The organism is Flammeovirga kamogawensis (genome assembly GCF_018736065.1).
Classification (GTDB): Bacteria; Bacteroidota; Bacteroidia; order Cytophagales; family Flammeovirgaceae; genus Flammeovirga; species Flammeovirga kamogawensis.
Window position 1 is genome coordinate 407,052 of sequence record NZ_CP076129.1, and the last position, 21,670, is coordinate 428,721.

At 31.8% G+C, this 21,670-nt stretch carries 20 protein-coding genes; 1 reads left to right on the forward strand and 19 read right to left on the reverse strand.

The features are described 5' to 3' along the window. Window positions 1-2 precede the first annotated feature (2 nt). From KM029_RS20595 to KM029_RS20645, 11 genes are all read right to left on the reverse strand, one after another. Window positions 3-4,721 (reverse strand): hypothetical protein, encoded by a 4,719-nt coding sequence (locus KM029_RS20595; protein WP_144076737.1) that lies wholly within the window; start codon window positions 4,719-4,721, stop codon window positions 3-5. Window positions 4,722-5,264: 543 nt separating this feature from the next. Beyond that, window positions 5,265-5,606 (reverse strand): hypothetical protein, encoded by a 342-nt coding sequence (locus tag KM029_RS20600; protein WP_144076738.1) that lies wholly within the window; start codon window positions 5,604-5,606, stop codon window positions 5,265-5,267. Between the two features lie 3 nt (window positions 5,607-5,609). Beyond that, window positions 5,610-6,047: an SMI1/KNR4 family protein gene (locus KM029_RS20605; protein ID WP_158631232.1), complete on the reverse strand. Its 438-nt coding sequence runs from the start codon at window positions 6,045-6,047 to the stop codon at window positions 5,610-5,612. 10 nt (window positions 6,048-6,057) lie between these two features. Next, window positions 6,058-6,264: an HNH endonuclease gene (locus KM029_RS20610; RefSeq protein ID WP_144076740.1), complete on the reverse strand. Its 207-nt coding sequence runs from the start codon at window positions 6,262-6,264 to the stop codon at window positions 6,058-6,060. A gap of 48 nt (window positions 6,265-6,312) precedes the next feature. Next, complete coding sequence (locus KM029_RS20615) at window positions 6,313-8,721, reverse strand: hypothetical protein (protein WP_144076741.1); 2,409 nt, start codon at window positions 8,719-8,721, stop codon at window positions 6,313-6,315. Between the two features lie 72 nt (window positions 8,722-8,793). Continuing rightward, window positions 8,794-10,683, reverse strand: coding sequence for a zinc metalloprotease (locus KM029_RS20620; protein WP_144076742.1), 1,890 nt, complete (start codon window positions 10,681-10,683; stop codon window positions 8,794-8,796). Window positions 10,684-10,748: 65 nt separating this feature from the next. Next, complete coding sequence (locus tag KM029_RS20625) at window positions 10,749-11,645, reverse strand: hypothetical protein (RefSeq protein WP_144076743.1); 897 nt, start codon at window positions 11,643-11,645, stop codon at window positions 10,749-10,751. Further along, entirely contained in the window at window positions 11,642-12,577 is a 936-nt protein-coding gene (locus tag KM029_RS20630; RefSeq protein WP_144076744.1) for a hypothetical protein, read from the reverse strand. Before KM029_RS20630 ends, KM029_RS20625 begins: the two co-directional genes overlap by 4 nt. Window positions 12,578-12,709: 132 nt before the next feature. Then, the gene (locus tag KM029_RS20635; RefSeq protein ID WP_144076745.1) at window positions 12,710-13,210 is read right to left on the reverse strand and encodes a hypothetical protein; all 501 of its coding nucleotides are present in this window, start codon (window positions 13,208-13,210) and stop codon (window positions 12,710-12,712) included. A gap of 65 nt (window positions 13,211-13,275) precedes the next feature. After that, window positions 13,276-14,172, reverse strand: coding sequence for a hypothetical protein (locus KM029_RS20640; RefSeq protein ID WP_144076746.1), 897 nt, complete (start codon window positions 14,170-14,172; stop codon window positions 13,276-13,278). Further along, window positions 14,169-15,446: a polymorphic toxin-type HINT domain-containing protein gene (locus KM029_RS20645; protein WP_144076747.1), complete on the reverse strand. Its 1,278-nt coding sequence runs from the start codon at window positions 15,444-15,446 to the stop codon at window positions 14,169-14,171. The genes KM029_RS20640 and KM029_RS20645 overlap by 4 nt, the downstream gene beginning before the upstream one ends. Between KM029_RS20645 and KM029_RS20650 the strand changes: the two genes are divergently transcribed. Further along, complete coding sequence (locus tag KM029_RS20650; RefSeq protein WP_144076748.1) at window positions 15,440-16,312, forward strand: Rpn family recombination-promoting nuclease/putative transposase; 873 nt, start codon at window positions 15,440-15,442, stop codon at window positions 16,310-16,312. The two genes, KM029_RS20645 and KM029_RS20650, sit on opposite strands and share 7 nt — an antisense overlap. Before the next feature lie 111 nt (window positions 16,313-16,423). Here the strand turns inward: KM029_RS20650 and KM029_RS20655 are convergent, their stop codons facing one another. The 8 genes from KM029_RS20655 to sigZ form a co-directional block, all read right to left on the reverse strand. Beyond that, a complete protein-coding gene (locus KM029_RS20655) occupies window positions 16,424-16,876 on the reverse strand; it encodes a hypothetical protein (protein WP_144076749.1) in 453 nt (150 codons plus the stop codon). A 68-nt stretch (window positions 16,877-16,944) separates the two neighbouring features. Continuing rightward, on the reverse strand, window positions 16,945-17,340 hold the full coding sequence (locus KM029_RS20660) for a hypothetical protein (protein WP_144076750.1): 396 nt from the start codon (window positions 17,338-17,340) through the stop codon (window positions 16,945-16,947). A 230-nt stretch (window positions 17,341-17,570) separates the two neighbouring features. Continuing rightward, window positions 17,571-17,912 (reverse strand): hypothetical protein, encoded by a 342-nt coding sequence (locus tag KM029_RS20665; protein WP_144076751.1) that lies wholly within the window; start codon window positions 17,910-17,912, stop codon window positions 17,571-17,573. 2 nt (window positions 17,913-17,914) lie between these two features. Beyond that, window positions 17,915-18,334 carry an SMI1/KNR4 family protein gene (locus tag KM029_RS20670; RefSeq protein WP_144076752.1) on the reverse strand — a complete coding sequence of 140 codons (420 nt, stop codon included), beginning with the start codon at window positions 18,332-18,334 and terminating at the stop codon, window positions 17,915-17,917. Window positions 18,335-18,441: 107 nt separating this feature from the next. Beyond that, window positions 18,442-18,624, reverse strand: coding sequence for a hypothetical protein (locus KM029_RS20675; protein WP_144076753.1), 183 nt, complete (start codon window positions 18,622-18,624; stop codon window positions 18,442-18,444). Window positions 18,625-18,888: 264 nt separating this feature from the next. Further along, on the reverse strand, window positions 18,889-19,746 hold the full coding sequence (locus KM029_RS20680; RefSeq protein ID WP_144076754.1) for a hypothetical protein: 858 nt from the start codon (window positions 19,744-19,746) through the stop codon (window positions 18,889-18,891). A 118-nt stretch (window positions 19,747-19,864) separates the two neighbouring features. Then, entirely contained in the window at window positions 19,865-20,278 is a 414-nt protein-coding gene (locus tag KM029_RS20685; protein ID WP_144076755.1) for a hypothetical protein, read from the reverse strand. Window positions 20,279-21,065: 787 nt separating this feature from the next. Next, entirely contained in the window at window positions 21,066-21,611 is a 546-nt protein-coding gene (gene sigZ, locus KM029_RS20690) for an RNA polymerase sigma factor SigZ (RefSeq protein ID WP_144076756.1), read from the reverse strand. Window positions 21,612-21,670 lie beyond the last annotated feature (59 nt).

Sequence of the window (21,670 nt, forward strand, 5' to 3'; positions counted from 1 at the left end):
TCTTATTGAGTTGGTAGAGTTGTACATAATTTTTCTTCAGGAAACATTTCTACAAACGTTTTCCATACATCCAACATCGTTGGACTTTCTTCGATTGATGCTTGAATATTTCCTAAGTCTGAAGATAGTTTAGACAATAGATTTGTGTCATTAGGAAGTGCTTCTAATTTGTTAAGTAGATCTATTGGGAGAGCATCACCTTTATTATTTAACCAAGTGGTTATTTCTTCATGATCTTTGAACTTTGATTTTAATCTAGCTAAAATATCTGTATCCACAGTAGTTAAAATTTTATCGATTACTTTTCGTTGTTCATTTGCATTATCAGTATACTTTGTCAGCTCTTGTTGAAGTTCTTTGGTTACTTTATTTTGTTCAATTAACGTAATTACTTCCTGTGCTTTTCCATCAGTAATATCTTGGTTAACTTCATAAAATGCTTTTTCAAAGCCATATGTTGAAACTTGTTTTGTTCCTCCTTTTCTACTGATATAAAGAAGCGATTCTTTTGTTACTTTTATCATTTCTCCATTCATAAGAGGTATCGACAGACTAATGGTATATTCTACTGTTTTTTCTAAATCTTGTCTACCTACCGCATAGACCAATCCCATACCATCCGCCACAAAATCTAATGCTATAAGTGATAATCCCATAGAAAGAATATCAAATGATGTATAAGCGTATTGATCAATGGTTTCCCAATAAATTTGTTCTCTATTCCATGTGTTGCTTGTTTTATCTATAGAATAAGCATCAAAATGAACAGTAATTTCTAAAGTATTCAAGCGTGCTACATATTTATTAAATGCTTGATCTTTTATATACTTTATAATTTGATCCTCAATAGCTTCATTTTTAGAAAATTGAACTGCATAAGTATCTTTAAATAAATACTCTTCTGTTTTTTCTGGTGTAAATTGAAGTAGCTGCTTGGAGTTAGAACCTTTTATATTCATAACTATGCTTTTTCTTGCATTTCGAATTAATTTTGGAACTAGAAGCAATAATTCTTGTCGAACTTTTTGATTCGGAGATGGAGCTTTTAATTTATCAATATCAATTTTGTATTGATCTACTTGGTTCATCATTAATTGAGTTGCCTCATTTTGATAGAGTTTCACATAATGATTTTGACCATAAAAACCTTGCCCTTGATATTTGGTGACATTAACCGATAAAGATGGGTTTAAAATCCCTTCATAAATAATTACTCGCTTTTCTGTATTCTTAAATAAATCAAATATAAAATCCACTAATATACCATGCTCTTTATCCAATTCTTTGATTAACCACTCTGAGGTAGCAATAGAATTGGCATAATCTGCTTTTAAATTAGATGTTTTAATATTGACATTAGAACCAGCATAAATACCTGGCATTGCATACATTTCACCCATATCATTACCAATACCTTTCAAGTTTACAAAAGGGATAGTAACCAAAATGTCATTTTTGGTATATCCTTTTTGTTCAAAAACTACTTTGGCTAAATCATTCCAACTTTTTTGATTGGTTGATAAAAAGTTTGTTTCTAAAAATACGACTTTAAATTGTTTGTCGTTTAGTGTCTCATAGGCATTTAACCTATCTACCATTCTTTCCCCTAACAAATTGCTATTGTTTGCATCAGTATTTAATTTTTCTTTAAGTGCATCAATTATTTCAGCTCTTTCATTTAATTTTTCTTCTACTGATTTACCAATAGATTTTGCATAGGAAATTAAATGATCAACTTTTGTTTCTCCATAATCTTTGAAGAATGTCGATTCATTTACATCAGCTTCAATCTCCTTACAAGTCAGACAAGAAGACTGAATTGTTGTTCCATTTATAGTCACATTTTTTGTTGCACAATCAATAGAGACTCTAAATCCAGTTGAAGTAGTTTTTATACTTTCAATAACCACTTCTTTTCCATCTGATGACTTATAACGTCTATTCGTTAATGACTGTGATAAGAAACGAAGGGTATAAACTTTACCTGATTCATCTATTAAGGAATGAACTGCTCCTCTTGCAGATGTGGTTACATCATCATTTGTATAGATAGAGTAAGGTCTCAATTTTGAGTCTTTATATAAACTTAAATCAATGGCTGTTCCATCAGGTGTATAAAATATGGTTTGTTTAACTACTTCAGCAATTACATTTTTATCACACAAAATCGCTACTGAACTTCCATTTTGATTATAAGCCATTCCCTCCTGATCCTCATTCACAAACGAAACCATTGCTGCAGGATTTTGTAATATTTCCCATTGCCATTTCCATAGTTCCAAACCGCCATTGTAGTCCATTAAATTGGCTGTTGAGCCTTTCGTAATTCCTTCTAGCGTTTTCCATGTGTGCCCTAATCCAAAAGCACCATGACCAAGTTCGTGGGCTACTGTACGGTAAGTTTCTACGTTATTCGAGGGGTTAAAAATAAAACCGTAACGAGAGGATAAAGGCATAAAACCATTTACTCCTTCATCTGATGCTTTGGGCGACCAGAACAAGACAACCTCTTTTCCTTTGGGTTTTGTATGCTTGTCTCTGAAGTATTTGATGATGTTTTTTTGCTCCGAAGTATACGCTGTCAACGACTCTGAATCACCAACTTGTAGGGCATCATCTTGTGGGTTGATGTCCCAAGCACTGTACTTTAAATCATAGCTATCTTTTATGTCTACAGTCCACTCTATAAGTGCTTGACCATAAACTGAATTTAGGTACATTTGTAAGGCTGTGGCATCGGGAAGAGTTTGTCCGTTTACTGCGTAAATTCGTAATGTGTATTGCTGTTTCTCGTAAGGTTGCACATTAATTTTTCCTACATACTTTTCTTTTCCGTTAATGGTTTTGTACGCTTGCCATTCTGTAGGCTTGTTGTCTTTTTTACTTTGTAAGCTAACTACACCATCACGAGCATTGGCTGTTAAACTTTTGTCTTCTGAACGGAAAAACACATTTTCTGTGGCTCCATTGATGGCCACTTCTACGGTGTTTGTTCCCTCGGCAACAACCCACGGAAGGATATAATTTTCTGTATCACCCCCAAAATTTATTTCGGTATAATAACTTTTATCTGCAGTTCTTCCACCTGTATCAAAACCGTAGGGAGTTGATTCGTTTTTAGTAAAAATGATTAAGTCTTCAGTGGCCCAATTACTACCATCCTGTACTTCGCCCTCATCATTTGCGGTGGCATTGTACATTTTCTCAAAAATCATTTTAAAAGCCCAAACACTGGTTTTTGCCATGTCTACTGCTTCCGGAATACCTCCTCCAGAAAAACGACCTAAAATAGTAGATGCCTCCGCTAATTGATCTTTAGAATTTATAATATTTTGAGTGGTTGAAATAATATTTTCAACATTTGCATCGCTACCACCTTGAATAATTTCTATAACACTCACCATTTGGTCTACAATTGCCAAAAGAGCTTCTTCTTCTTGCTGTCTCACCAAAGAAGAAGCCGCACTTGGAGGTAAAGTATCCCCATCTATTTTAGCAATATAGGCCAATAGTGTATCGCCGTCTGCTACTACTTGTTGGGCTTTACCGCTACGAATTGCACCCGATTTATCGTTAAGAACATCAACAACACCTGTTGTAAACTTTACAAAATATTTTATTCCTTTTTGCAGCTCGGCAGTAACATAATTGATTGCTTTTTTTATAGCTTGAGATTTTTTCCCTTGTGCTGTTGCAACTGTTTGTCTTCTAGATTCAACGGTTGTTTCCATTGCTTCTACGGCTGCAACTGCTTCCTCATAACCTTCATCTTCTTCGTCTAGGTTTTTGAGGTGTTTTTTTGCTTCTTTAAGAAGCTTTTTCTCTTCTTTTAATTGTTCTTTACTGGTATCTACTTCAGATTTAGAAGAGGTATAATCCTGTTTTATGTCCGTAGGCAGATTATCTATTACATTAGCTACAAACTCAGCACCTGCTAAAACCTTATCCAATACATCAAGACCTCCCATTATTGCTGCTGCCAATTCGGGTGGAATAATATCTGTGTCAGACCCTGTTACTAACGCTTCTCCATCAATTAATTGGTTGTCTGTGTTTAAGGTAATGTCTTCCCATTCTACATTAAAAAACACCTTATTAAATGCGGCTATACGGATCATACCAATACCTGTATGTTGTCCGTTAGCGACTACGTCTTCTACTACAGTTACATCAAAATCTCCCGCAGTAAATTTTTCTCCAACTTCCATTGGAGTTAACAGTGGATCGTTATTTTCCCAAGCAATGGTTACAACGCCACCTTCACAGCTATATGTACTTTCTGGTGCTTTTTCTGTTATCGCTTCTTTTACGGCAGACCATTCTCCGAATCTTCCACCAGCACATGATCCTCTTACTTGAAATTGGTAATAAGTACTATCTTCTAAAGGTTTTACAATACCTTGATCGGTTAAAAACTCTTTTGTTTTCCAAGGCAATTCATCTTCATTTTTGTCTGCTTTTCTTCTGTACCTCACTTCCCAACTGGTATGTTCAAAAGCTCCCTGCCATTCTAGTTCTGCTCTGGAATGTGTGGTGTTGGCAATGGCAAATTGTTGACAAGCAATACATGCCTCTCCAAAAATAAATAATCGTGGTTCACTCCAACCATTGTTTTTTATTAGACCTAGTTCATCTTCATCATAAGCTTGCACCCTCCATGCATAGGTATTCCCAGGTTCTAAGGGTGCATCTATCGCTGTAATTTGGTAAGCTGGTGCCATTACATTTTCCTCGTCAATAATAGGAGGTGTTGAAGCAAAGGCATCTCCAGCTGTTTGATTATCTCTTAGTATTTCTACAACCTGAAAACGGTAAGTAACATTTTGAGGACGATTTGGTGAAGCTAAATGCCTTGGTACCCAAGAGAAATTAATATATTGAGGGTCTGCTGCTTCTACCTTTTTTCCTTCAATTGGTAATATATCCTCACTGTTCCGGGTGTTAAGCCGAAGGCGTCACTCGGAACTAGAAAATTGTGTGAGTTTGTAACTCACGATTTCTGTATTTCAAAATTGATCCCAAAGTTAGATGGATCAGTCAAAATTAAAAGGATGTTGAAATAAAATGCATACTATGTTTTTAGTTCTTGATGTTGTGATAAGTTACAAACTTTCACAATGGGTGAGTTCGTAATGACGCTGCCGCTTAACATTACGAACAGTGGGACAGTGGGTTTGTAAATGCAGATGACACTTCTCTCTTTGACCTGACTCTTTACCCCTTATAAATTATACATCATTCAAAATATACTAATCCAATTCTCTTTATTCTTTTTCAAAAACAGCTTCTAATGATAACTCCCATAATTGAGGTTGAATTTCTCCATACGTCAGTATTATTATATAATTTTCATGTTCTAAAAAACAATAATTAGAGTAGGAAAATGGATCATTCAAATCTATTTGTAAAGTCTTTTCTAGGTCATTTACATTTTCAATTTTTCCTGACACTAATAACTTATAAATCCTTTTTCCTACTAAATCTTTTAAAGTAAAATCAAATAAGGTATTAGGAAGATTAATAGTATATTTTTCAGCTTCCAACTTAGGAGTGATAACATCTTTAAAATAAAGAATTTTAGAAATCAGTGTGTTTTTTATTTTCATAATTTATATATCCTCAACTCTTTTCAAACCATTGATGAATTCTTCAAGTGAAGAAGAAACAAATTCAAAAGGATTTTTCTCACCACTATCAAATTTATTGATCCACACTTCACCATATGTTTTTTCAGATAATGACACATTAAATACCCAACCACCATAATCACAAGCAAATGGCAACCAATCTATATCATTATAAAATATATTACCTTCAATTAAATCAAAAATATTAGGGTTTTTATCAGAAACACCAACTATATACCCTGGCATTGTGTAAATTCCTTCTTTTTGATAAAAGCATTCAAATAATGTGCAATCACTGTACTTCATCAAAAATTGAATTAATTCATTTGGTAATTTCTTTTTTAGTACTATCTCAATTTTTTTTATTTCCTCAATTTTAATTACGTTTCTATTTCTTCTTTTAATTAAAATACTATTCATCTTCATAAAATTAAAATGGATATAAATTTTTATTACCAGTATATGCTTTCATTTGACCTACAGAGCCAGTATGACTCATACCTTTTAAGTTTGTATGTGCATCAGCTCTGACTAATTGCATTGTACAAACCATCTTACCTTCTTCGTTTATTCTAAAGTCATCCATATGATGCCATGTATATCTTACACCATTAATTTCTGGTGGTGTTCTACCCAAGAAACCTGCTTTAATATTAGCTTGTTCAAAGTCTCCTACTATTTCTTCTCAGACATTAGAATTTCTATAACCTGTCATCTCAATTTCAACAATATTTTTTTGTTTTTCAATTGCCGCTTGAATCCTTTGATTTAATGCCAACTCAGATTCAGCACATAAATACTGCCTCCCTTCGCCAATCGAATAATCAGGAACAAGTCTATTGTCACTTAATTCAACAGCAATTGAAGGATTTGCATCAGGACTATATGCTCTTGAGTAAGGTGTTGTTATATATCCACCTCCTTTTATTGGGTGAACAGAAATTACTTTATTGGAACTACTGCCTCCTCTTTCCAAAACAATGGTAAGTCTTCCTTGTGTATCTTCTAAAATTTCCTTTACAGGATAATTTATATTATCAAATATAGCATCAATTTCTGATTGTGGAAGTTGATTCCCTTTACTTTTTATGAAATTGAGTACTACTTCATTCGATCTAAGTTGTCTTGAAAGATCTGTATTTTTATAAGCTTTACTCCAAGCTATAACAAAAGACTCAGCTTCTCTTGCATCTACAGCATCAAAGAAATCTTTAAAAGGAGCATTTCCATCAGCATTTTTATAATTAAAATCATTGATAAAATGTGCTTTAAGCTCATCAGAAAGTTTATTGTTTAGAATAGCTTCTAAACCTTCATCTATTTTACCTGCTAAATCTGCTCCTACAGATTTACTTAAAACTGTTATCCATTCTCCATTTTGATATTTGAGCTTTTCAACAACTTCAATTAACTCGTCTGCTAATAGATCTTGAAAATATAATGATGATTTTACTTGTTCGGCATTACCTGAGAGATTAAACCATGGAATTGCCTCGCCATATTCTAAAGCAAGGTTTTCGGGTAAATTAGATTTGAATTTAAATTTCAGATAATAAGTTCCTTCTTCTATGTTATTTGATAAAGCTCTGGAATCATAAGTATAAACTAGGTCTTCGACACCATGACTTGTACTTCTAACAGGACTAGCAAAACTACCTCCTAAACTTTCAGAAGTCTGAAACCTATCGAATACTAAACCTTCTAATTGATTCCCTTTCTTAACTTCTGTAATACTTTTTGCACCATTAAATGGAGGCCAATTGATTGCCCCCCACTTATTCAGATTATTATCTACAAAAAGTTTATAGAGCTTATCCCAATCATCTGTACCCCAATAATAGTAAGCCCATTTTGCTAAACTTTCATTTTTTGTAGCATTCTCTCCAACAAAATCAGGAACTGTTTTTATAAAGTCATTATATTCTATGGATTTGAATGTTTGGTTAGCAATTAATGCGTCAACATCATCATCTAGTACTTTTAACCAAAATGTATTAGTAGCTAAATCTTCATATATTCCTAAATTCCCTTTTGTTACTATTGTCCCATTATGATAATTTATATCCGTTAATTGACCTATACGTTCATAATTCCCTACATCATCTGCTAGTGAAAGCTCTTTAAAGATTAAATCACCTGTTGAACTATATTCAAATTTGGCAATTTGATATTCCATTTCAGCTTTAACAACAACAGCATATAAATTATTCCTAAGGCTCGCCTTAAAATTTGAAGAAGAAAAAGAGGCTAAATCAAGTAATGTATAATGAGACAGTTCTAAAAATGCTTTGGACCAAGCAGTAGCTTTGCCACTTTGAACAGCTATTTTATTAAATACATTTGAAAATGATTCTAAAGTTGTTCTAAATTGCTTTGAATTTACTACTTTTTGATAAGATTTTTTAATTACACTTCTGCTTAATTTATAACCTCCATTCACTAAAATAGCACCTCCATAAAGCCCTGTCAAAAGGTCCCAATCATTAATAAAGTCTTCTCCATCTTGACCATAGTTTTCTTTAATGGCATCCTTATTTAATGTAATAAAAATATCTGTACTGGACATACTGACTTCCAAAGCCGCAATTGTACCTGAAGAAGTACCCAATGTTGACAAAATAGCTACTGTTTCAAGAGCTATCCTCGCTTTATCCATTTGAATATTTCTATTATAGTTAGTACTAAACCATTGTAACCAACATATAGGTACTATATAAGATGTTCCTTCTTTTATATATCCTCCTTCTAGTCCTAAAGTATTAAAAAATGAATCTCTAAAAGTGACATGCACCAACTCAAATGGATTAGCTGTAGTTAGTCTATGAATATATTGTGAACTATTATTAAGTTTTCTCTTTGTATAAAATGAAATTGACTTGTTACTTTCATTCATATCCCCTCCTACTTCAAATTCTAAGGTATTGTTTTCTCCTATATTTGTAATACCCCAAACACCTACATTATGAAGATAAAAGTCTTTAGTATTATCAAATAAATATTGGTCTCCTGAATCAATAACTGGCTCAAACACAAATTCATTATATCTTGATTGATTGGTTTGAAAATCCCACTGGGTAATTGTATTTATAAACAAGTCATAGTCTGAGCCATCAATCTGATTAACTAATTTGTAATAAAGGTCAAATTCATTATTAGATAATAACGTTTATAATAATTTCTTTTCCTCATCTGTTTTTGTTGAGGTGATAATTTGAACAATAAATTCATCAACAAAACTTTTCTTAATAAGTTCTTCTAAAACATAATCCTTTTCACCTACACTAATTGTAGACCAAACACATGAAAACTCGAAATAGGCGTTCAGTAACTTCTTGATCTCATCACCTTCCAATGTTAAGATTTGATCTAATTTTCTTCTTGCTACATCTAATTCGTAATAAAAAGAAGGTGCACCTCCAAGATAATTTTCTAATGAATTTTTAAAGAAAACATCCACATCAAAACCGCCATCTTCAGATACATTTCGATCTAAAGCTTTATTTTTTATTAAAGCTATATAGTTTGCTTTGAATTGCTCTTTGTTTAAAATTAAATCAGCTGTACAATGTTGAAATAATTGTGGATAAAGGTTGATCTGATGTGCGTGAGTAAAAATTATATTAGATGTATTTCTATCAACGTCTGCTTCAGAAGCAAAAGCAGTAAGAAATAACTTAGCCTCATCACCTAATTCAGGTGTGATTTTAGCATAAATAAACTCACCATCTGTGATCGGGTATTTCCCATCTAAAAAATTATATTCTAATAGTTCTCCATCTTTTTTTGATGAAGAACTTGATAATTGACTAAAGAAACTCTCTGAAAAAGAATAGGTTGATACTAAGAAATTTACATTTCCATCTTTTAAACAAGGTACACCTATAATTGCTTTTCCATCCTTTAAAATAAAGTCTACAATTTTTTCTGTTTTTACATCAGCATAGATATTCCCCTGAGGATCTTTATAACCCATAAACTTTTGGGTGCTACAACCTAATCTTCCTGTATATTCAATCCCATTTACTGTAAACTTTAGTAAAGTACCTATTGGAGCAATCAAAGCCTTATCGTTACCACTTGTACATTGATTTAAATAAAAATTATCTCCGGTACTAAATATAACTTCCTGTAAACCACTATCAATAGTTATTGGATAACCACTTGGTGTTATAAAAGTGAATGTACCATCCTCATTTTTGAATTTATTTAATTTTGAGATATTTGAAACTGTTGCACTCTGCCCCTCCTCATCCTCATTCACAAACGAAACCATTGCTGCAGGATTTTGTAATATTTCCCATTGCCATTTCCATAGTTCCAAACCGCCATTGTAGTCCATTAAATTAGCAGTTGAGCCTTTCGTAATTCCTTCTAGCGTTTTCCATGTGTGCCCTAATCCAAAAGCACCATGACCAAGTTCGTGGGCTACGGTACGGTAAGTTTCTTCGTTATTCGAGGGGTTAAAAATAAAACCGTAGCGAGAGGATAAAGGCATAAAACCATCTACAGCTTCATCTGATGCCTTAGGCGACCAGAACAAGACAACCTCTTTTCCTTTGGGTTTTGTATGCTTGTCTCGGAAGTATTTGATGATGTTTTTTTGCTCCGAAGTATACGCTGTCAACGACTCTGAATCACCAACTTGTAGGGCATCATCTTGTGGGTTGATATCCCAAGCACTGTACTTTAAATCATAACTATCTTTTATGTCTACTGTCCATTCTATAAGTGCTTGACCATAAACTGCATTTTGGTACATTTGTAAGTCTGTGGCATCGGGAAGAGTTTGTCCGTTTACTGCGTAAATTCGTAATGTGTATTGCTGTTTCTCGTAAGGTTGCACATTAATTTTTCCTACATACTTTTCTTTTCCGTCAATGGTTTTGTACGCTTGCCATTCTGTAGGCTTGTTGTCTTTTTTACTTTGTAAGCTAACTACACCATCACGAGCATTGGCTGTTAAACTTTTGTCTTCTGAACGGAAAAACACATTTTCTGTGGCTCCATTGATGGCCACTTCTACGGTGTTTGTTCCCTCGGCAACGGGTGATTTCAATAGAAGAAGTGAAAAAGCCGTAAAAGCTATTTTCTAACTTTTACGGCTTTATAGATTTTCAAGGTTTATATTTCATCATAAAAAAGCCTCTGGGTAAGACTGTAAATGAATATTTTCTCATTGTTGGTAAATTGTTCCATGATATACATGTATTCATTGATATGATCGGCATTTGAATCTTCATTTCCCCACACTTCAATTCTAGTTTTACAGGATGTAATATCTTCTTTACTTCTTTCCCCTGTATAACTCTTTGAAAATTCAGTTGCATCTACTTGAACATAAGAATTTTCATTTTTATATGCATGAAAATAGTAATCTCCAATCGTGATTAATAATCTATTATTTCTTTCGTTAGTATACTCAACTTTTACATCTCTCTTTTTAGAAGTGTAATAGTTCTCAAGTATAACCTTAAAATCGTGAATAGATAAACAATCATCTTTTAAAAATAACCAATGTTCATAATCACTTTTGTCGGTTTCGGGGATAGGGATAGATTCTACTTTTCGAAGTCTTTCTTCGTTTTCAATGATATAATTAATATTTCCTTTACATGTTTCATAAAATTCATCATTTGCTTTATTAAATAAAATATAAGCAAAATCTCCTGCTAAATTTACGTCACTATTTGAATATTCATTACAATCTAAACCTGGGAAATATTCAAAACTTTTAAGATTATGAAAAACGTCCCAATAGAGTTTTCTTATTTTGTCATTTCTTATATAGACTTCTCCAAGATAAGTCACATATTCATCAACTAAATATAAATTTTCAATTTTCCTTAATTCACTGATAGACCCAAAATCCTTAATGAATTTACGCCCTATCACCTTTAATGATTCAATACTAAAATCAAGTTGTTCTCTTTCATTAGGTTCAAATTTATTAATGAAACTTTCTAATCTCGTTTCAATGTTTTCTATCCAATTATTAAAATATTCTTGCGGTATAATCATTTTATCTCATTAATTACGGTTACTGTAATATTATTTTCAGTTAGTAGTTTTCTTAAATTTTCACTTGGCCCTCTATTTAGAAAAATCCATTCAACTTCTCTTAATCCACCAACTTCTTTATTAAGAAGTTCAATATCCATCAAAGCTTCTTTCTCTATATCTTTTGATAAACAAACATTATGAGAGGAATAATCTTTAACTTCTATTGCTTTATTTTTTGATTGATCATAAATATCATGACGTCTATTACCTATCACTTTTTCATTTCTTAAAGTAATTTTAATAGGTTCTATTTCTCCTTTTCTATTTTTCCAAGTTCTTTCAAAATCACTTTGTGGTATGTGGCTAAGATCAGGACTATTTGCAGCATATTCCTTCACCGCTAAATCAGCACTTTTCGATTTTTTAATATTTCCATCATATTGGTTACTCCATTCCTTCGCCCAATCAGAAACAATAGGTACTTGAGCATAATTAGAAGTTACCGTAGTTTGGTAGGTTTGTTCTTTATCTGACGTCCAATGAGGAATCACCGTCTTTTCATAGAAAACAAATTTCTCTGGAATAATATAATCATGATCATTTAAAGCATCAACCCTCAAATTACTTACTGACAATGAACTTACAAAGTTTTCTAATGTAGTTATCTGACTCATATTCTCATCTGTCATTTTTGCAATATAACCTTGAGCGGCTAAATCTAAAGATGAAAAAAGTAAAATTTGATCCGAATTTTTACGTACCTTTTTACTCTTATTTTCATATAACAATTTCCATTCCTCAACCAAAGTAACGTTCGTCTCAAATGTACTCATCAATACATCATCTGAACACAATTCTCCTAATAAAAGCTCTAATATTTTTTCATCCTTTATCGTATTTTCTGTTGTCAGATCTTCTAATTCCACTAATTTCCCAACAAACTCACTCATTCCCATCCTGATCCTCATTCACAAACGAAACCATTGCTGCAGGATTTTGTAATATTTCCCATTGCCATTTCCATAGCTCCAAACCGCCATTATAGTCCATTAAATTTGCCGTTGAGCCTTGCGTTATGCCTTCTAGGGTTTTGTATGCTTGTCTCTGAAGTATTTGATGATGTTTTTTTGCTCCGAAGTATACGCTGTCAACGACTCTGAATCACCAACTTGTAGGGCATCATCTTGTGGGTTGATATCCCAAGCACTGTACTTTAAATCATAACTGTCTTTTATGTCTACAGTCCACTCTATAAGTGCTTGACCATAAACTGAATTTTGGTACATTTGTAAGGCTGTGGCATCGGGAAGAGTTTGTCCGTTTACTGCGTAAATTCGTAATGTGTATTGCTGTTTCTCGTAAGGTTGCACATTAATTTTTCCTACATACTTTTCTTTTCCGTTAATGGTTTTGTACGCTTGCCATTCTGTAGGCTTGTTGTCTTTTTTACTTTGTAAGCTAACTACACCATCACGAGCATTGGCTGTTAAACTTTTGTCTTCTGAACGGAAAAATACATTTTCTGTAGCTCCATTAATGGCCACTTCTACGGTGTTTGTTCCCTCAGCAACGGGTGATTTCAATAGAAGAAGTGAAAAAACCGTAAAAGCTATTTTCCAACTTTTACGGCTTTATAGATTTTCAAGGTTTAAATCTCATCATAAAATAGCCTCTGGGTGAGACTGTAAATGAATATATTGGAATCATTTTTTAACTGATCCATGATATACATATACTCATTGATGTAATCGGCATTTGGATCTTCATTTCCCCACACTTCAATTCTGGTTTTACAGGATGTAATATCTGCTTTACTTCTTTCTCCTGTATAACTCGTTGCAAATTCAGTTGCATCTACTTGAACATAAGAATTTTCATTTTTATATGCATGAAAATAGTAATCTCCAATCGTGATTAATAATCTATTATTTCTTTCGTTAGTATACTCAACTTTTACATCTCTTTTTTTAGAAGTGTAATAGTTCTCAAGTATAACCTTAAAATCGTGAATAGATAAACAATCATCTTTTAAAAATAACCAATGTTCATAATCACTTTTGTCGGTTTCGGGGATAGGGATAGATTCTACTTTTCGAAGTCTTTCTTCGTTTTCAATGATATAATTAATATTTCCTTTACATGTTTCATAAAATTCATCATTTGCTTTATTAAATAAAATATAAGCAAAATCTCCTGCTAAATTTACGTTACTATTTGAATATTCATCACAATGGAGGCCTGGAAAATATTTGAAATTCTCTAAATTATGAAAAACGTTCCAATAGAGTTTTCTTATTTTGTCATTTCTTATATAGACTTCTCCAAGATAAGTCACATATTCATCAACTAAATATAAACTTTCAATTTTCCTTAATTCACTGATAGACTCAAAATTCTTAATGAATTTACGCCCTATCACCTTTAATGATTCAATACTAAAATCAAGTTGTTCTCTTTCATTAGGTTCGAATTTATTAATGAAACTTTCTAATCTCGTTTCAATGTTTTCTATCCAATTATTAAAATATTCTTGCGGTATAATCATTTTATCTCATTAATTACGGTTACTGTAATATTATTTTCAGTTAGTAGTTTTCTTAAATTTTCACTTGGCCCTCTATTTAGAAAAATCCATTCAACTTCTCTTAATCCACCAACTTCTTTATTAAGAAGTTCAATATCCATCAAAGCTTCTTTCTCTATATCTTTTGATAAACAAACATTATGAGAGGAATAATCTTTAACTTCTATTGCTTTATTTTTTGCTTCATCATAAATATCATGACGTCTATTACCTATCACTTTTTCATTCCTTAAAGTAATTTCAATAGGCTCATTTTCACCCAAATCATTCTTCCAAGTTCTTTCAAAATCACTTTGTGGTATGTGGCTAAGATCAGGACTATTTGCAGCATATTCCTTCACCGCTAAATCAGCACTTTTCGATTTTTTAATATTTCCATCATATTGATTACTCCATGTATAAAAGTCTGCATCAGGGTTTTCTTCTTTATAATTGTTCCATCGTTTTGCCTTATGTTCTTTCGTCCATGAAGCAGGAGAAACATTCATGTCCATGTTTTGTGCTATATCTTCAATATCACCTTTTTTAATTTTAAGTTCAAGCCATTTATCAGGATTTGATGAATTAGAAAAAGTGCTTTCCAGTTTTGAAGCATCACCACCATCTTCAATGAAAGCCTTTAATTTTTCAAGATTCTCTTTTTTAGTTCTGACCTCACTCGCCCCTTCTTTAGTTGATTTGCTTAATACCTTCCAAAAAGCTATCAATTCTAGCCCTTCTTCTCCACTTTTTATTGCATCTTTAAATACCTTATTATTAGGATCTAAAAATTCATCTGTAAAGGTTTTTCGTTGGGCTTCAGATAAATTTAGATCAGCTAATTTATTTCTAGTATTAGATGGTAAAGTACAAGCATTATGCACCAATATCCCCTCAGCAAAGTAAGTATGTAACTCACCTACCTCGAAATTATAAACTTGCTGGGGAGCATATTCTTGCTTTAAAGAAGTAACAACAATGTAGTTGCCCTCTATACTTAAAATACTATCTCCTTCAAGAAAATCTCTTGCTAGTTTATAACCTGCAGGAGTGAAAATGGGATGGTTAGGTGTACTTTGGAGTAACTTTTTATTTTCGTGGTAAAGCGTGACTAAGCTGTCTGCAAAAGAGGTTTCTATGCTTGTTACAATAAATACACCAATAAAGAAATAATTTACCACTGCTTCAATAATAAATAAACCTTGATATTCAACTTTTAATCTAGCATCTTTACAAAAAAGATTCAGACATGGCACATTCTAAATACATTAATCCGTTTACCGATTTTGGGTTCAAAAAAATATTTGGCGAGGAAGCCAATAAAGATATTCTTATTGATTTCTTGAATGCCATTTTACCCGAAGAAGATCAGATTAAAACGTTAGAATACAAGCAACAAGAACAATTGGCTCGTAGAGATGTCGATAGAAAAGCCATTTATGACCTCTATTGTGAGAATGAAAAAGGTGAAAAATTTATTGTGGAACTCCAAAGGGCAAAACAAGAATTTTTTAAAGATAGAACACTGTATTACGCTACATTCCCGATTCAAGAACAAGCTGAAAGAGGGACTGATTGGAAATATCAACTAAAAGGTGTTTATGTAATCGGGTTGATGAATTTTACTTTTGATTCATCAGCGGAGTTCCATCACAACATTAAATTGAGAGATGAAAAAGGAAATACTTTTTATGATAAACTCTCTTTTGTATACCTCGAATTACCTAAATTCTCTAAGCCACTAACGGAGCAAAGCACCCTTTTTGATAAATGGATTTATGCCATCAAAAACATGCCTAATTTAGATAACATCCCTCCTCTATTACAAGAACGAACCTTTAAAAAATTATTCAAAATATCAGAATATTCTGCAATGAATGAAACGGATAAAGTGAGTTACGAAGAATCTCTGAAGACCTTTAGGGACTATGTAAATACGTTGGATCAGGCGAAGGAAGAGGGGATAATTGAAGGTATGGAAAAAGGTATGGAGAAAGGAAAAAAAGAACAAGCTATTGAAACGGCTAAAAATCTACTAAAGCTAAAGCTCAATCTTACAATTGAACAAATTGCTGAAAGTACAGGGCTTTCTATTGATGAGGTTAAAAATATACAGCAGTAAGCTATAATTTTATAAAAACAACAAGCCAACCTAGTTTTTGTAGGTTGGCTTGTTGGGTTATGACTAACCTCAATCACAAGTGTTAGATAACACCAATACAGAGTTTATTTTTTATTCTGATTTAGGAATAATTAAAGGATCTTTAATCGGTGTATTTCCTCCATATAGCCCTTTTACTTTATCTGCTAAACTCGCAATTTGAAGGTAAAGAGGTTCATCTACAACAAAACTATTTTGTGATACATCTGGAATTGAATAATTCTTTGCTAAATGATATTCTGTAATTTTTAACATTTCACCTTTTTCAAAAAGTTCTTCAATTTTCTTTGCAAAACTCATTTGATCATTAACCTTATTATAACCAAATCTTTCAAGTATAATTTTATCGGTTTCCCAATCCACTAATTGATATTTACATTTAAAGTAATCCAAAAGGTCACATAAACTATATTCAAAATGAAAATAATAATACCTTCTTTCATCCTTTAAATCCAAACAACTTTTTAAATCTATATTAATTACTTTATGAGGTGGTAAATCTAATTCTTCTAAAAAGCCTTTCAACTTTTCACTGACAATAAATCCTTTAAAGTTATTTATATGAGCAGTAGGTGGATAACCTCCTTGGTATTCTATGTATGTACCCCAATATTATTTTTCTTCTTATCTAAAATGATTAAATTATCTAAACTTGAAAAAGCATTAAAATCAAATTCTTTATGACCTACTGCTTCATACCACTTAGTAAAATCTTCATTTTTAAACAAATCTACAGGGAAAATATGATGTGCTTCGAAAGTGTTAAAACCATTTTCTTTTAAATGATTAAAATAATCTTCATAACTTAAGTTTCCTCTATTGAAAGTTTTTCCATTTATTTCCAGAAGAAGTTGCTGTGCTACCCAACGTAAATCTCCCATCACTATGTACCCATACACTAGATTCTGAAGCGATAATTTTCTTATATTTAACTTTTGAGACAATTGTTCTGCTAAACTAAAAATACCTGATGTTGGAGTTCCAGTCACCTCACAAGACAATAAATAATAAAAAAACTTTCACTCTATAGCTAACAGGACTATATAATAACATATACGTAACAATTCAAACCTCAAAACACTCTTTTGGGTAAGTAGCACATGTTTCTATTAATCAATCTTTTAGGGTCTTACTGTAAAACTCATATTTGAATCTTTCATTTGTAATCATTCTTCAAACAATGTTGTAATACACTTAACCAACAATAGTTTTTTTCTGCTTATTCTTTTTCAAAAACAGCTTCTAATGATAATTCCCATAATTGAGGTTGAATTTCTCCATAGATGAATACTATAAAATAATTTCCGTGCTGTAAATAACAGTAATTGGTATAACAAAATGGATCATTCAAATCTAATTGTAGTTCGTTAAAAAGATATTCTAAATTTTCTATCTTTTTATTGTCAAATAATTCATAAAAACAATTTTGATCTAACTCATTTGTCGTAAAATCAAGTGAAAACTTTTCATTATTTAAATGATATATTTTTAACTCTAATTCTGGTGTTAAGCTTTCTTTGAAAAAAAGATGCTTTTCTAATAAGAATGTTTTGATCTTCATAATTAAATATCTTCACTTCTCTTCAAACCATTGATAAATTCTTCAAAACTATCTGCGATCACTATAAATTGTTCTTCTGGTGGGTAATCTGTCCAACGATTTACGATGATTTCACCATATGTTTCTTTATCAAAACTTAAGCAATAATGCCAGCCGCCTGGATCGTAAGCAAAACATATTTTCAACCCTAATCCTTTTTCTTTAAATTCTCTTAAAAGTCCTATTAAATCTTTGTACTGATTATACTGTGATACCTCCCAAGAATTCCCTTGATTATCTTCAAATAAACACTCATAGTGGCTTAGTCCTGCATTGTTCACAATAAACTTTTTAAAATCGTTTGGAAGTTCTTGACCTAGCTCTCTTTCTATCAGTTTAATATTGCCATTTCCAAGCCTATGGCGTACTGTTAATTTTTTCATATTATATTATTTTAATACCCTGAAAAGTATGCTATCCATAGAGTAGCAGAACCACTATGAGCCATTCCCTTCAAATTAGTTCCTCCATGCACAATCCTTTCAACTAATCACATAGTAGCATATGCTTTATCACCTATTATTTCAAAATCATCCATATGATGCCAAACATAATTTTCAACATCTTGTTCATCTAAAGTGATGCCGAGTTCCTCTCTTGCTCTTGCAAAATCAGTATCATAGTTACCAGATAATTCAATTCTTATTAATTCATCTCCTTGTAGTGGATGCATATAATCAGGAACAAGTCTATTATCACTTAATTCAACAGCAATTTAAGGATTTGCATCAGGATTATATGCTCTTGAATAAACTGTTGTTTTATATCCCCCTCCATCTATTGGATGAACAGAAATAACTTTATTGGAAGAGTAGCTTCAAATAGAAAGAATAATAATAGGTTAAATAACCTCTTACTTAAAATTGATAATAGGTACTGTCTTCTAAAGGTTTTACAATACCTTGATCGATTATTTCCAAGTCAATTCAGAAAAGTACTAGTCAAAAGAAGGTATTTTAATACGACCACTCTCAATATCTTCCTGATAAACTATTTTTCCATCTAACGGAATACCATGGTCACACCATATTTTATCTGAATCTTCATCTTCAGTCTTTCGCATATCTGTAACATGTTGAATGGCATATCCATCAGAATGAAAATGCCATTTTCCATTATTTTCATCGGAGATCTGTTTGGTATCTCTAAGAAAACTATTTAATCTTGGCGTATGTCTATAGGCTAGTGGTCTGTTATCGACTTCTCCTAAGAAGTCAAAATCATTTTCAGTGATATTAATCTTTAAATTACGAACTAATGGTAACCAAATGTCTGATATTAAAAAAATTCCAATATAAAAAAACCATTGGTCATTACGTCTATAAGGTCCACATGAAAATTTAATTGGAGGAACTAAATCATAGTCATTACCTCCAACTCTTTTAAACTCTACATCACCGTTTTTGATCTTATGGGTTACATATTCTATCCCTTCACCATAATTCCAAAAGACGTAAATATCTTTCTCTTCTATTTCTCCTTTTTTATTATAAAAGGCTAAACGGGTTGCAGGTGTACCTATTTCTTCATTGTAGAAAGCAAATTTTCTGATACTATTTTCATCAAATTCAAGACTTTCAGGGCGAACTCTTTTAATATAGGATAAATAACTTTCAGACTTAGCCCCTTCTGGAAGAATTTTTAAAACATTGTACTTTTCTGCACTTTCCAAAAATCTTATAAGAATCTCTTCAGACTTTTTTTCAACCTCGTGATCGGCTATGATAAATTCAGTATCATATTCAGCCAATCGTTCACACCATTTAGTTTCCCATCCGTTGATCCCTTTTTTCATCATCAATTTAGTTTATTTGCCATTGTTCTTTTAATATTACATGAACCCCTTTGTTATTTTCAATAATGAAAATCGTTACATTATCAGTTTTGTTGTTTTAGTTTTGGCACCTCCTTAGCTAGATTTTAGCATATACGTCATAATTTATTTTTTTTGAATCTATGTATTCTAGCATTTCTAATAGTTTATCTTCCAGACCAATATCTAAATCTTTTATTTCCAAGAGAGCTAATGTGCTATCACACAAACTTATTATATGTTCTAATTTCCCGTTATCTTGTGTTGAATTGTCAGTACCTCCCATTGATAACCATTTTCTACCCATATTAAGTACAGCTTTTCTATGTTCATTCTTTTCTCTACTTGATTTTAACTTCCATTCCAATTCAGATATTTGTTTTAGTAATATTTGATGTTGATGAAATAGAGAATCTTCAATTTTATCATCATTATTTTGTCTCCGTTTTTCAGTTATAATTTTATGTTTTGAACGTAATAGTTGAATTTTATTTTTAATCTCTTGATTTTCCATTGTACTACATTTGTTCTAAAATAACTTTAAGCACAGTACCCTTTTCACTTGGATGAGGGATTAATTTTGGTTCCCCTTTGACTTGAAATATTACATTTGATCTACTTCTCTCAACAATTCTATGAGTTAAGTGATAGGGAATCATATAGAACTTTGCCTATTGATTAAACTTATCACAATAAATACACCAATAAAATTATTTATTAGCTTCTAAAAAAGTAGTAAGATTTAACTTTAACTATGTTATCGACTTCCCTCCTCTTTTACAAGAAAAAACCTTTAAGAAGCTCTTTAAAATTTCAGAATATTCTGCAATGAATGATACAGATAAAGTTAGTTATGAAAAATCGTTGAAAACCTTATGAGATTATGTGAATATGTTAGGTTAGGAAAAGGAAGATTAAAATTGGATAAGAGAAAGGCTATTGAAATTAGTACAAATAGGTTTAACTTTTGACAAAGTGAAATTTAAGTCAAAATGAAAGTAAAAAAAAATCCTCCCTACTGTTAAGTATAAGAGGATTTTATTTTGTTAGCAACAACCATTAGATGGTGTGCAGCATGTTGATTTATGTGTATCTTCTTCAACAGGATTACACTCACAAGTGCAATTACCTTGGTCATCTTGTTTGCATTCGCAATTACAGTTACATGTACAAGATTGATTCTCACAGCATTTTTTATTGTCTTCCATAACTTTACTTTTTATAAGTGATTTATTCATTTTGTATTTTCACTCTTAGAGACGAAAGACTTTAAAAAGGATACATGATTTCTGAAAAAAATATTATTTATTTTTACAACCACTTGAGCAAGAGATCTTTCGTTCAATAAATTCGCCATCAATTATTTTACAGCAATTCTCAAAAGATGTTTTTAGTTTCTCTCTACCCCTCTGTATTCTAGCTTTAACAGTTGGGTAAGTTATGCCTATATTTTCAGCATATTCTTTCTGTGACATTTTTGTATAGGTAACTTTAAGTAAAACATCTTTATAGATTTCTGGAAGCTCTAATATAAATGGTTTTACACACTCTGTACATGCTACAAAACTAGCACTATCTTCTTCTGTTTCTTGTGGAAGGTCTAATGCATTTATATCTGTATTACTATTTTTCTTTTTCCTGTAGTGATCAATTATTGCGTTCCGTGTAATTTGGTACACCCAACTTTGTAATTTCTGATTATTTGTAAGACTGTTTTTCTTTTGATGAATCTTGATAAAAATCTCTTGTAGAATATCTTCAGCAAGAGCAGCATCATTTACCTTACTTTTTATAAAGCCAAGTAATTCATCTTTAAACTGTCTCCATATTTCGTTTGTGTTCATCATTTTTTAAACCTAAAATACCACATTTACAATGTAGACGTAATAATTAAAAAAAGATACAT